At 35.9% G+C, this 13,792-nt stretch carries 12 protein-coding genes and 1 pseudogene; 1 reads left to right on the top strand and 12 read right to left on the bottom strand.

Going from position 1 to position 13,792, the window contains the following annotated elements; translation table 11 throughout:
* On the bottom strand, positions 1-1,176 hold the full coding sequence (locus tag MC24_RS08330; protein WP_038054485.1) for a glycosyltransferase family 4 protein: 1,176 nt from the start codon (positions 1,174-1,176) through the stop codon (positions 1-3).
* 483 nt (positions 1,177-1,659) lie between these two features.
* Between MC24_RS08330 and MC24_RS08325 the strand changes: the two genes are divergently transcribed.
* Positions 1,660-1,821, top strand: coding sequence for a DUF2922 family protein (locus MC24_RS08325; protein ID WP_235280358.1), 162 nt, complete (start codon positions 1,660-1,662; stop codon positions 1,819-1,821).
* A gap of 522 nt (positions 1,822-2,343) precedes the next feature.
* On the opposite strand, the gene MC24_RS08320 is transcribed toward MC24_RS08325, so the two are convergent.
* The 11 genes and pseudogenes from MC24_RS08320 to MC24_RS08275 form a co-directional block, all read right to left on the bottom strand.
* Positions 2,344-3,762: a lipopolysaccharide biosynthesis protein gene (locus MC24_RS08320; RefSeq protein ID WP_038054477.1), complete on the bottom strand. Its 1,419-nt coding sequence runs from the start codon at positions 3,760-3,762 to the stop codon at positions 2,344-2,346.
* A 6-nt stretch (positions 3,763-3,768) separates the two neighbouring features.
* On the bottom strand, positions 3,769-4,968 hold the full coding sequence (locus MC24_RS08315; protein ID WP_081953075.1) for a Coenzyme F420 hydrogenase/dehydrogenase, beta subunit C-terminal domain: 1,200 nt from the start codon (positions 4,966-4,968) through the stop codon (positions 3,769-3,771).
* A complete protein-coding gene (locus MC24_RS08310; RefSeq protein WP_038054476.1) occupies positions 4,965-6,179 on the bottom strand; it encodes a polysaccharide pyruvyl transferase family protein in 1,215 nt (404 codons plus the stop codon). The genes MC24_RS08315 and MC24_RS08310 overlap by 4 nt, the downstream gene beginning before the upstream one ends.
* Positions 6,180-6,191: 12 nt before the next feature.
* Complete coding sequence (locus MC24_RS08305) at positions 6,192-7,043, bottom strand: glycosyltransferase (RefSeq protein ID WP_038054474.1); 852 nt, start codon at positions 7,041-7,043, stop codon at positions 6,192-6,194.
* 23 nt (positions 7,044-7,066) lie between these two features.
* Complete coding sequence (locus MC24_RS09995; protein ID WP_268745487.1) at positions 7,067-7,189, bottom strand: hypothetical protein; 123 nt, start codon at positions 7,187-7,189, stop codon at positions 7,067-7,069.
* Positions 7,190-7,218: 29 nt separating this feature from the next.
* Positions 7,219-7,665, bottom strand: coding sequence for a glycosyltransferase (locus MC24_RS09750; protein ID WP_081501877.1), 447 nt, complete (start codon positions 7,663-7,665; stop codon positions 7,219-7,221).
* 205 nt (positions 7,666-7,870) lie between these two features.
* A pseudogene (locus tag MC24_RS08295) lies at positions 7,871-9,074 on the bottom strand (glycosyltransferase family 4 protein).
* 99 nt (positions 9,075-9,173) lie between these two features.
* The gene (locus MC24_RS08290; protein ID WP_038050726.1) at positions 9,174-10,379 is read right to left on the bottom strand and encodes a glycosyltransferase family 4 protein; all 1,206 of its coding nucleotides are present in this window, start codon (positions 10,377-10,379) and stop codon (positions 9,174-9,176) included.
* Positions 10,380-10,388: 9 nt separating this feature from the next.
* Positions 10,389-11,441, bottom strand: coding sequence for a CgeB family protein (locus MC24_RS08285; protein WP_008192524.1), 1,053 nt, complete (start codon positions 11,439-11,441; stop codon positions 10,389-10,391).
* A 30-nt stretch (positions 11,442-11,471) separates the two neighbouring features.
* Positions 11,472-12,578 carry a glycosyltransferase family 4 protein gene (locus MC24_RS08280; protein ID WP_008192527.1) on the bottom strand — a complete coding sequence of 369 codons (1,107 nt, stop codon included), beginning with the start codon at positions 12,576-12,578 and terminating at the stop codon, positions 11,472-11,474.
* Between the two features lie 28 nt (positions 12,579-12,606).
* Positions 12,607-13,773: an EpsG family protein gene (locus MC24_RS08275; protein WP_235280357.1), complete on the bottom strand. Its 1,167-nt coding sequence runs from the start codon at positions 13,771-13,773 to the stop codon at positions 12,607-12,609.
* Between the last annotated feature and the right edge of the window lie 19 nt (positions 13,774-13,792).

The following is a 13,792-nucleotide window of genomic DNA, read 5'->3' as shown; positions in this document are numbered from 1 at the left end:
TCATCCCACCTGGTTGTAAATTTTTATTTCCCTTTTCACAATCTCTTCCCATGTGAATCTCTTTGCTCTTTCTATCAATTTGTTTCTGTCGTAGCCACTCTTTAGAACATCAACCATTTTTCTGGCAAATCTGTCCTCGAAGTTTTCTCCCTCTTCCACCACATACTCTTCGAAGCCTATTGCTTCTGGAATTCCTCCATTGCTGCTTCCTATCACACACGTTCCACAAGCTTGGGCTTCAAGGACAACACAAGGCCAGCCTTCATTTCTGCTTGGAAGCACCATCACGTCCATTGCGTTCATATATTTTGCAACCTTTGTCTGCACCACCCTTCCAGTAAAGACAACATCGAGTCCTTTCATCTCTTTTAGTATTTTATCTTTCAACACTCCATCTCCAACGATCAAAAATCTGGTGTTGGGAAGTTCCTTCGCTATTTTCCCAAATATCTCAGGAAGTTTATCTGCCCTTTTTATGGGGATAAGATTTCCAACAAAGCCCACGTAGTGTGTGTTTTCTTTGTATATTCCAAGTTCTTTTCTCACGGCATTTTTGTCCATGGGTTTGAACACATCTGGATCGTACCCATTTGGTATCACAACAGCGTTCTGTCCAGAGTATCCAAAAGATTTTGCCTTTTCAAGGAGTGCTCTGCTTACAAAGATACATCTTGAGGCATTTTCAAGGATCTCAATGTATCTTTCTTTTCTTTTTGGCATTAGCAAATTCACATCACTGCCGTGCAATGTTATTACAAAAGGCTTGTTGTATTCTTTTGCTAGAAGATACGCAATCTCTCCGGCAGGAATTGAGTACATACCATGAGCATGTATGAGGTCGAATTTGCTAATTTCAAGGAGTGATTTTATTCTATTTGAATATTTCAATCCATAATAGGATATCAAGCCTGTTTTGAACAAAATCGTTTTTGCAAGGCTGCGCCGAATCAAAATTGGTGTAAATTCCACTTTTCCCATTCGATTCAAAGGTGTGACAGGATTTTTCCTCAGTATTTTCCTTGTCAGCTTTGCAGGCCAATCATCTTCAAAACCAAGCGATACGGCAAAATAATCAACACCAAATTTTATAAATTGCTCAAGCCTTTTCACCACAAATATCCCGGCCATAGGGTTACTATTGGTTGGTGCAAGGTTTGTGATCACTAAAATTTTCATCTTTTCCCCCCAACAAGACTTGAATTAAATTTACCGGATAAATTCTACTACATAGATAACACAAGTTGGTGCGTTTGCTGAAACAGGCATGAGTAAAGAACAAATACATCATTACCTTTTATTAGTCTAAACTAAGTTCCAGAACAAGCTTTAACAAGGGATTTTCCCCAGAAAAACGTCATTTTTACTGTGATGTTCAAAGGAAAGGGCATTCTACATAATGCATTATTGGGAGAAAAACCCGGGTGCTCCAAAAAATTTAAGGAGGTGTTATGGTAGTCGACTCAGAATTGTTTACAACACTGGTGAACTGTCACAAACAGGTAGTCCTGTCATAAACAGAAACAACATCGATATAGACTGTAGATTCTACAAAGACTACGCAAATAGCTCAGATTATAGCTACTCTTACAAACTACACTGTCCAGGAAGTTTACTTGATAGTCACCACGCAGGTTATGTAAGAAGGTGTGGAAGTGGGAAATGAAAAGGTTGTTTCTTGATTTTGTGAATCAAGTGGGAGGTAAAAGAAGAAGGATAACTATTCAATCAACGAAAGAAGATCCAACAAGCCGGCAAGTTTCAAATGCAATGGATGTGTTCATAAGCCTAGAAGTAGTGCCAGGTACTCAGGTACTTATGTAAAAGACAGAACAGCGATAGTAGAAACAACCTCTTATGAATTTTTCAACTTACTCTGAGGAAGTGATTGAATGAATCTGTTTGAGACTTTTCAAGTTATTGGAAGAATCGTGGCATTGGGTGTATTTTTTGTGGAAAGACCTAAGGATGAGGTGAACAAGAAAGAGAAAGCCAAAAAATGATTTTCGATTTTCTGAATGATTTCAACATAAGGCTGCCTATACCAGCCATTGTCCTTAATTTCATGATCGACAATTTAGTAGATTTTCTGAACCAAACTTTATGGAAAAAGCAGACAGCATAAAAACGAGGAAGGATCATCCCTCCTCTTTTGAAGAGTATTTGAAAAATACCAAGCTTTGCTAAAAAAGATTTGTAAAGAGTTCTGGAAAAATCATTGTTATAAATTCGAAATAAGTTCATTTGCCAAATTTCTGAACAACAAAGAAAAACATTTATCCCTGAACACCGGTGAAAATGGTTGTGAGACCAACTTTGAATTTTGTATATTTCAATCTTTTCGGTTTATTTATTTGCTTTTGATTCAACGAATGATCGGCCAAATCTGACGACTTTTGATATGTACTTTTTTTGATTCCATAGAAGGATTGTCAAAAGAACTGCTTGAAGAGCGTACAATAAAAAGGTGTTTTTGATCATCAGTAGAAGGATCGCCTGTGAAAGCACTATAGTAGAAGAGATTACAACATGTTTTACATCAAGTTCCACTTTTACAATTTTCCTTGTGTGAAAAACCCTTACAATCCACATGGAAAGATACGCTAGAAAGGAAGAGACAGAAGCCGCTTGGATGTCGAGGAATCTTATCAACGTAAGTATAGATGTGAGTTTTACTCCTGCCGCAATAGCTGAAGTTGAAAAGGCTCCAATAGTTTTCTTTGATACCGTGTAGTTTACACTGTAAAATGAAGCAAAAGTGTGAAACACTGCCCCAAGGAAAAGAAATGGTACATATTTCCAGCTTTCTACGAAAGCTTCACCAACAAACATGTTCATGAAGGGCTTAACAATCAAAAAGAACAGCGAAGATAGGAGAAACATGATACTTGAAATTACACCAAAGACCCTTCCGAAAAAGACACCATAGCTTTCTTTACCATATTCTTCAATTGATGAAAGTTGCCAAGCTTGAAAGAAGATTCTGTACAGCACAGTCAGTAAACCTGGAAATTTTGCTGCTACAGAATAAATACCTATCGATTCGTAGCCGAGGAAATACGCAATTATGTATCTGTCTGCTGCGGAAATGATCCACCACATAATGCCATTGGGTATTAATGGGACAGAGTAGATGAGCATCTCTTTCAGAAGATTTTTGTTCAATTTCAAACGAATCTGCTTGTGCAAACCAGCAAATATTATTATGAACAGTGAAGAAATCAGCAAAGCCAAAATATTTGACAGAAGATATGCTTCCACTCCGAGTTTAAGTCCAACAAGGAGTATCAAATTACTTGTGAAAAAAATGATAGAATAAAGAATATCACTGGTTACATACAATTTTATTTTTGCGATGCCACGGATGTACTGTCTTACAATTCCCCCGAGAATTGTAAGATAGAAAATTGCGTAGAAATACGTACTGTACTTCGAGAAAATGCTTATTTTTGTAAGAATTGGATGAAGAGACAAAGAAAAAACGATTGCAATTGTTGAAAAAAGGAGAGCAGAAGATAGAAGATCTTCACTTTTTTGTTCTTTGCGAAACTCAACAGTGAACCTGAAAACCGCTTCGATGATCTGGAGTGAAAGAATTGGGGCTAGTAGTGAAACAGTTGTATTTATGACATCTAGTTTACCAAAATCCTCTGGGATCATGTATCTGGTAAAAATTGGTAACATCAAAAAAATTATACTTTGTGAACCGATATTTCCTATAGCAAAAAGAAAAGTATTCACTGCCAGTTTCTTGTATTGTCTCAATGTTTTTCACTCCTTAAAAATCTTTTTGATCATACGTTTTGCAAAGCTCAAACCTCTTCTTATTATAATACTTCTTAAACCAACAGGTGGTTTGATATATTTTCGTGCTATATATTTCCAACTTTTGTTATTCAGTGCCTTCAAGATTTGTTCTCTTTCTTTTGGGATTTCCAGCCTGCCGGATATTATTCTTGGATTAGATTTGGCGGCTATCTCCAAAGGAACCTGTTCTGCGAAAATCCTTTTTCCTTCTATAAGTTCGGAGAAAAATTCATTCCCTTTTTCCGAATTTACAAGTACTACAGAAACTCCCCTCTCATCTTTGTACTCTTTTGGAACTCCCCAGAAATCACCTAACGTGATGTCGCCTTGACGAGGGATCTTTGAAAATGGACAATTGTAGCATATGCTCGCAAGATATAAATTTATTAAAAATCCATAGAAAAAAGAATCTTTGTAATATACAGCTTCATATTTCTTACCGTCTATTGTCTCTATTACGATTTGAAACCTTGTCCATCCTTTGCTTTTGTTTCGAAATTGTATGGATTCAATCTTGTCCGTCTCAAAATGCTCTTTGAGATACTTCTTAAAAGCAAATAACGATGGTACGCCGTGGCATACAAGATCCACAAGTATGACATCGTTTTCGGTTATTCGCTCTTGTTTGATAACATTCCTTAAACCAGCAATCTGGCACGGCGTTCCAACAAAAAGAACTTGTTTCCCTCCGCTGATGTATCCAATTACTTTCTCGTACGAGTCTCCAACTTTACTTTGGACGTATTTAGAGCCTAGCGTTTCTGGAATTTTCTGAGTATCAGTAACTTCCTTGTGCTCAGCAAACCATTCTTTACTCCACCCAACTGCGAATACTACACCCTTCTTTTCCAATACCATTCTTGCAAGTTCAGGATATATACCCCCAGATGATGAACTTATTCGCGTTGTTTCATTCAAAGACCAAGCAGTGTATGCTATTGGACTTGGAAATCTGTTGCCAGAAGGTATGTTAACAACTGGACAAACGTTTAAACATAGACCACATTCGGAACATAAAGTATCATTAATATTAGGTACATAGAATCCCTCATCTGACAAACGCATTTCTATTGCTTTCAAAGGGCATATGTTATAGCATGCATAACAGCCAGCACATTTGCCCTCATTAACAACCAATGATACATTCTTTTGGTAATATTTCATTGAACTATTCTCTCCCTTATGTTTTCAAGAGCATTTAGCAGCCATTTAACAGAGTCTCTTCTCATTGCATTTAGCTTTTCATGTACTTTGTTCCAGTCTATATCGGTATCTAAACCCCTTCTCAGTATTTCTTTTGGATCTACAAAGTAACGATCTGACAATCCTAATTCATCTAAAAGATAGGTAATTCTACCATTTTGACCTTGTTTTTCTGGTTTATCCCAAAGAATAGAGTAAAAAGGCTTTTTGAAAATAATCGCAAATGCTGTTCCGTGGAACGAAGATGTCACTACAAAGTCAGAGTTCTTTACAAACCAGAGGAACTCTGACGGACCCTCTGTGTAGTAGGTATAAGAGCAATTTCTATATCTAAGTTTTTTAAGTCGAATGATAGGCGTATAATTTACGTATTCTGTTTTCAAATCTTCCATAGCGTCAAGTATATCCTTTGATCTGTAAATGTCATAAACAAATATATATGGTCTTCTAACCTGAAAATTTGGAGGTGAGATGATTTTCGCCCACTCTTCTGAAGTCAGTAACAGCGTCGGATCAACTACTATCTTAGGACTGTAACCAAGTATTTTCTCTATTTCCTGAGCACTTTGTTTCTCTCTAACTGAGATAAAGTCAAAATCTTTGAGGCACTTTTTATAGTAATCCTCGAGAGTAGTTGGGATCTGGTGCCCCACACTTGATGCGTAAGAAATTTTGGGTACCTTTATCTTAAAGTCTAATAGGTAAGCCCGAAGTGCATTAGTTGAAACTATCGCAGGATTCCAAACCTGATCAGATCCTACTAGAAGAAAATGATAGTGATATCCAGTTAGTTTTTCCATGGAAATTTGTAGATCATCGATGTTTGTATAAGATTTCTCACTGAAGGACAAGTACTTCTCTCTAAAATTGTCGAATTTTTGTTGTCTTATTTTTTCTAAATTTCTGAAAATTTGTTTATTAACTCTTATTTGTATATATTCGAAAATACTTTTGAGAGCAACTTTCACCCCATCGTTTCGAAAACGCTTCACAAGTTTATTTAACCGATATTTAATTATGCTTGACCGCGGTTTAACATTAGGGTGATAATCGATGTACTCGGGTTTTATTCCCATTTTCTTTAAAAAAGTTTGTAAGGCAAAAGCTTGCAAAACAGCACCGTAATTGTTGTTGTATTTCCTGCCAACTAACGATAAAATTCCACATCGCATCATATTACCTCCCTATGGTATTACCAATTTCTTTTTTTTGTACGCCCTATATAAACTCTTCATAAAACTTCGTAGAGCGGGCCTTAAGAATATTGCCAAATGTGGTGGAAATAATAACACAAAAGTTCTAAATAGTCGTACGGCTCTGCTAGCATACATTAAATTAGCGTTTCGGAAATAATTGCGAATACGATTGTTACTAAGAATTTGCAACATTATATTGTTGTTCACTTTATTGCTTATATAAATACGGAAAACAGAGAATATGAGTGATTCATAAGCTTTCGATTCGAATATTCTGATCAACGTTTCTTTTTGCTCACCAATATTTTTAATTTTCTCGATTCCTTTGATAAATCTAACGAGTCTTTTAGTACTGCCGTATAGATGTAAGATACTAAGATCGGCCGGTCGATTAGTTACGGAGTCAGTATTTATGAAATAGTAATAAAGATAATCATTCACGAAATAAACTTTGTTGGCAAGCAAAAAACATTTGTACAAGAACTCCAAATCTTCGCCATACTTTGCTCCTGGTGTGAAAAGTATGTTATTTTTAACAACAAAAGACCTTTTAATAGCAACCGTACAAACATAAGAATTCATTTTTCCTGATAAGATACTCTGAAGAAATTCAACACCTGTAGTTTCAATATCATCATATAATCTTAGGAATTGAGCAGTATCTACTAGCTCTGTTCCTCGATGATCTTTTCGAGCATACTTCCATGCAATGATTTCATATTCTGATTTTCTTAACACTTCCTTTATCCGCTGAACCAAATATGGAGATACTGTATCATCACTATCGACAAATACAATGTAATCCCCAGAAGCTTTTAAAATCCCAACGTTTCTTGCCACGGAAACACCTTTGTTCTTTTGTTTTAAAACATACCAATTGGTTTTACCACTTTTTGTTCATCACCCTCCACTTTTCTTACGTTCTCCACACAGTCTATGGACATATCTGATTTGTTCCAGTTCAATACAACGAATGCCACCTTCATACGGAACCTCCTCCCGGGTTATTTTTACTTTAAACTTGAGAGCCATTCTTACCAGGCAGTCCAGCCTCCTCAACAACACCGCGAATAGTGTGAATTCTCACGGGAATATTTTGAAGAACAGCCGGAATCAATACGAGATGCTGTACATAGCCATGCGTGTGTATAATTGATGGCTTCAGATTTTTGATAATTTTCCAGATCCGTGACATGGTTTTGATGTAATACAAGTAGCGTTTCCACCTATCAGTTTCCACGCATTCGGATAGTGTCATATCGGTTGTGTAAACCTTGATACTTGTTTCAGTGAGCATCTCTTCCTCTGGCCAGTACGTGTCCTGGATGACATTTAGCACGCTGACTTCAAATTTCGATCGATCTGAGAACCCTGCCAGATCAGTCACTAACTTTTCGACACCACCTGCGGCAGGGGAACCACACGGAACAATTTTATCATCCCGACTGCTTCCCGCTGTCATCCTGCGGAAGAACCGTTTCGATCTTCTTACACCAGTGCCGGATCACGGATGAAAGGTATTTCTTGATCCTTTATAAGCGGGAATTACGAAGCTTATGAACATGCATTCAACACCTTCTTCTTCTCTTTAGTTACTGATATCTCTCCCGTGAACTCATTTTACTTAAGGCTCAACCAGAAGACTCTTTTGCTCTTAGAACAGCCGTTCAATCGCGCCGAACGGCCTGTATAATTTGTCTGTAAAGCTCGGTCTCTCTTTCGACGACCTTCACCCATGTGAATCCTTTTGCCCTTTCCAGAAGTCTGTTCATATCATATACTTACTCTTAAAACTTCTACCGCTCTTTTCACAAACATCTCTTCAAAGTTATCTCCTTCCTCGACAACGTACTCTGGAAAACCTATCGCTTCTGGAATTCCTCCGTTGCTACTTCCAATCACACATGTTCCACAAGCTTGGGCTTCTATTACAACAGCACCAAAACCTTCTTCTCTGCTTGGAAGCATCATCACATCCATTGCGTTCATGTACTTTGCCACATCTTTCTGTGGAAGTCTTCCTGTAAAGATGATGTTCAAGCCTTTCGTTTCTTTTTCGATCTTTTTTCTCAACGGCCCATCTCCAACTATGATGAAGAACATCTCTGGTATCTCTTTTGCAATGAGATGGAATATCTCTCCCAGTTTATCTGCTCGCTTTATCGGTATGAGGTTTCCTACAAAGCCCACGTACTTGTAGCCTTCTCTGTGTATTCCAAGTTCTTTTCTTACAGCTTTTTTGTCCATGGGTTTGAATATTGTCTCGTCGTAGCCGTTTGGAATCACAACAGCGTTTTTGCCGGAAAATCCTAAAGATTTTGCTTTTTCAAGAAGCGCCTTACTAACAAATATCGTTGCCGATGCGCTTTCAAAGATAGACACGTATATCTCTCTTCTCCGTGGCATGAGAATATTAACATCACTTCCGTGTAAGGTGACAACGAAAGGTTTCCCGTACTTTTCCGCTAAGATCTTTGCTATTAAACCTGCTGGAACACTGTACATACCGTGGGCGTGTATCAGATCGTATTCTCTGAAATCGAACGATTGTTCAATCGCTCCGACAAATCGCTTCGCAATCTTTACAAAATAGCTTCGAGAGATTTTGTTCATCAGTACTGTATGCAAGTTTCTGTGAATCAGAACAGGTTTGAACTTCACTCTCTCATATTCTTCCAATGGATATTCTCCATTCTGCTTCTTCAAGAGTTTCTTCAATAGAACCACCAATTTGCTATTCTCATAGGCTGGTGAAACAGCATCGAAGTTCACACCATAAGTCTTGTAATGTTTCAATCTTTGGACAATGAAGATTCCAGAATTTGGATTTGAAACCTTTGGAAAAAGATTGGTGATGAGGAGAGTGTTCATATTTTGAAGTTAGCTCCAGCTATATTTGTCCTTCCGCAAAGTTTTCTTAGTTTATCAGTAGAAACAATCTATTTTCACCAGAATTCAAATTTTCTATAATTATTTTTGGAGGAAAAATCTTTTCAACATTTCCTGTACTTCTTTTGATTTTCTTGTTATGTAATCTTGATAAATTATTTCTTGATTCTTCGAAATTTCTTTAGCGAAATCCTTATTGGTTAAAAGACATCTTATTTTTTCTGCAAAATCTTCTGGTGTATCAGCTATTAGCAACTTTTCTTTTTTAAAATCATAATCCTTAGCTACAAATGAAGTCATAACTGTAGGCACTCCACTTGCTATAGCCTCTAACACTTTTATTTTTGCGCCTGAACCTGTGAATATTGGTATTACTATGGCATCACTCATTTTGTAGTATTTTTCTACGTTGTCGACCGTACCAGTTACTATTATGTTTTGGGGATATTTCTTTTGAAGTTTGAAAATACTAGGAACAGGATTTCGACCGACAATATAAAACTTCAAATCTTCCATTTTAACGATGAGTTTAGGAAGAACATTTTCCACAAAGAAATGCACACCTAGAATATTGGGATACCAATCCATACTTCCAATAAAAGAAATGATGTTTTGTGCTTCATCAAGGTTATTGAATAGACCCGTTGAAAAATCAAAGAGGGGGGGAATAACGAGAATCTTATCATTCTTTATTCCAAAATGCTTTACAAAATATTGCTTATCATACTCAGATATACTTATTACAAGATCTACTTGTGCTAGTACTTGCTTTTCAAAATTTTCTACAATTTTTTTCTTTAATCTGCTTATAAACCTTCTAATGGTGTCTTTTCCATAAATACCGAGTTCATGCATGATTAGTGATTCAACATTGTGTTCTATTAAGATAATTTTGCTTTTTGATGGCAAAATTTTATGGATATCCTCTAGATAAACAGCAGATGGGAGGTTTGCAAACAGGATAAATTCTGGTGATAAGTTCTTTATCACCTCGCACAGAGAATCGGCGAAATCTCGACGATAATAACGTGCACAATATGGATTTTTCGCAGGAAAAATTAATTCGTGAAATTTTGAAAATCTATTGTCGATATAATTAAAAAAACTATCATAACTAGGCTTTTCTTCAATGTTAACATCATTATTTAGTGAGAACCAAACTGAAATTTCTGGATTGTAGCCAAGATTTTTTAGAGCTTTTTGCATATTTTCAATAACTCCTGAAACGTAGATCCAAGGAGCCACGTTCCTCAACGGAGGAATTGTTGAAACAACCAATAATCTCATAATTTTATCTTACTCATGCCCTCCTTTTTCTATAATTTCAAGCATTGTTCTTAATCTCTGTTCGTATGTATGCTCCATGAGAGCTCTCTTTTGTCCTTTCTCTCGGATTTTTTCACGCTTTTCTGAATTTTTCAGATAGTGGTCTATCTTATCAATCATATCATTCAAAGAGTAGTACACCTCTATTTCTTCACCTATTACAAAGAGATCTTCAAGACACTTTCGATAAGGCGTTAACAGAAAACCTCCAGCACCCGTGATTTCGAAAACGCGAACATTCACACTTTCTATTTCTCCCGGATGAAGGGTGTTGAGGGATATTTTAGCATACCTCCAGGCTTTTGCTTTTTCCTCGTTTGCAAGATAACGACCTGTATAAATGCCCAAGAGTTGATTGCTTGTGTTTACATAATATGGTGGAGGGGATCCATAAATCTTTATAGAATACTTTCCCGTTGAAACCAGCTTTTCCAGAATAGGAACTCTAAAAGAGTGCAAATTCGCCACAACGGATATATCGCAGCCGTAACTCTCTTCATCTTTTGGATCGTACTTTGGAACCTTATGTAAATCTGGATTAAACGCTTCCGGGAGGTAGAAAACGTTTTTGAATCCATAAAATTCACGCAAATATCTTACTACATATGGATCTTTAAAAAACATAAAATCATACCCCGCAGTCATAAAATAGCCCCTTCCAAAATTAGAAACGGCATCTGGAAACCATAAAACAATAGTGGCTTTCGTTGTTTTCTTTATTTCCCTTATTTCTTCGTATGTAAAATAATCATACGTACTTATTATCAAATCGATCTCTTTTAATTCCGATATATGGTTCAGAATATGTTTTAAAAGAACCTTTCTTACTGTCCTAATAGTGTTAATTCCAATTTCAAATAATTTTCTTCGATAAGTTCTAAACATTCTCATGAAATTTCTATCTGCATGAACCTTAGGGCCAAATTCTATACCATAAGCATCGTACCCTATTTTTCTTAACGTATAAAGAATGTGATATCCCATCTCTTCGGTAGTAAATTTACCGACTACTGCTACCTTCAAATTTCCACCTCCTGATCAGCAAATTCATGATCAAATTCTATTTGTAAAGTCTACAAAATTTTCAACAAACGTCTTCCAGCTATACCCCCTTGCAACTTTATAAAGCTCTTCTGCTGTTTTTTTTAAAGTAGTGTCATCTACACTTTCCAGAATTTGTAATAAATCACTTACCCCGGTTCTTACATCAAAGTACAAACCCTTTCCATGTGTTATTTCATAAAGAACAGGTATGTTACTCATAATTACCGGTGTCTTCCGAATGGCTGCTTCAAGTGGCGGTAAACCGAAACCGTCATAACGTGAAGGGTAAATAAAAAGTCTGGCATTTTTGTATAACATTTCTTTTTCACTATCCGATATAAATCCCTTGTAAATAACATTGGGGTTTGTTTGCAGGACTTTTTTTAATTTGATTTCTATAGCCCTATCGTCTATAACACCAGCTAAGACAAGCTTGTATCTGTTGTAGTTGTATCTATCATACAAATCAAGCAAAATATCCGTTCCTTTCCAATAAGAAAGTCTTCCGATGAATAATATATAATCATCCTGTGGTTTTTGATATTCAGCATAAGATGAACTATGAGAGGGGAGAGAAATGCCATTGTATATAACTTTTACCCGTGTTTTTTTGATCTCTTTTGGAAAAAATAATTCTAATGAAGCTAGTGTAAAAGCTGAGGGAACAATGACTCCATCAACATTTTTCAAAGTATCACCTATAAGTTTTTTGAAAATTATCTTTTTTAAGAAAGATCTCTTGCTTACTGGATGTAGAGTAAACAAATCATGAATCATAGTTATAAATTTTGTTTTGCTATTTATTCGTTGAAAGGGATAATAGCTTAATGGATTCCAAAAAAAATCAGGATTGTATTTTCTTATGATTTGCCTGGTTCCTGGAAGGTATCTGAAAATAAAGTCTACGATAGAAAAATTATCACTGTTTAATCCTGAATTAAAAACCACATCTGAGATTCCTAATTGCTGTATATAGCTTTTGTCTATCTCTTTTGGTAAGATCAGAACTATTTTGTAAGTTTTTGACAGTAGTGGCAAAGTGTTTTCTAATATATTTGCAATGCTCTTCAAAACTGGAAAGCACAATGAAGTTCCATCTATGAAGATTGTTTTCATTCGGACACCTCCTGAAATTCGTCTTCCATTAAAGACCAAAAAGTAATTCCATGATTTTCTTTCCGTGTTCAACAAAGATTCTCGTATCAGTTTCTCCAACATAAATGGAAACATTGTAGATGTACAATATGACAATTGAGATTATGAGGAAGTAATAGACAAGATATCTAAATTCCAGTTCTCCAAAACCATGCACTTTTATCGATTTTAGTGATTTTACTCTCTCGAAAAACCATATGGAAAACGATATGAGGCCAAAGAAAACGAAATAGTTTGTGAATCTGATGAGACTTGGATTGAACGCAAAAATACTTCTAAAAATTTGCCCAAAATAGAACATATTGAACGATGAATTATAAAACTTTCGTACTGACTCATCTTCAATACGGATTGGGAAAATAATTTGAAACAGCAACAGAATTAAATAATATCCTCCTTTTGCAAGCACAGATAAGGCTTCTTTGAATCCAAACTGTGAGCTTAAGGATACATAATAAGCGTATCTTTCGTATATGTCAATATTACTAAGGACGATCAAAAGGATTTGTTCAGTTATGTTTTTAAATATGGGTGTGAATCCCAGTAGGGTGATTAGGGAGAAAACCAAAAGATAAAATCTTTTGGAGAAGAACTTCTTAGAAATATTTACGATAGAAATAAAAACCAGAAAGTACAGTATGCTGCTGTAGTGGGTTATGAAAGCGAGAGCAAAGAAGATAAATGAAAGACCTCGTTTTTTCCCTTTTAGTGTAAGAAACAGAATCGAAGCATATACTGAAAATGAAATTGCCAAGGATTGTCTAATAGTTATGAATTGAGAAAAGTACAACCCGGGAGTTACAATATACAAAGCGAAGGTAAGTACATAAACAAATCTTTTAGTCTTGCAAACAGACTCAACAGTCTCAAGTGAAAGTAAAATAAATGTAAAGGTTAATAGAGAGAATAACCAAAATAGAAAACGTTCATCTAAAGATAGCACATGACAAAATTTTGAAAGTATGTTAAACATAGGTTCATAAACATAAATTTGATTTGAATGTGCTAAAGCATATCTGTGCCTATCTGGTGAAACTTCACCAGAAAAGCCGGTAAAAATGCTTAGGAGAAGAGAGTAAAAGTATATCAGCAGACGACTCCTTCTTCCAAGCACTGTCACTGCAAGAGTTATGACGAGTATGAAAAGGTATGGCAATAGACCTATTAATCCCATA

The sequence above is a fragment of the Thermotoga sp. Mc24 genome (assembly GCF_000784835.1).
Taxonomy (GTDB): Bacteria; Thermotogota; Thermotogae; order Thermotogales; family Thermotogaceae; genus Thermotoga.
This window is presented reverse-complemented; position numbering and strand designations above follow the sequence as displayed.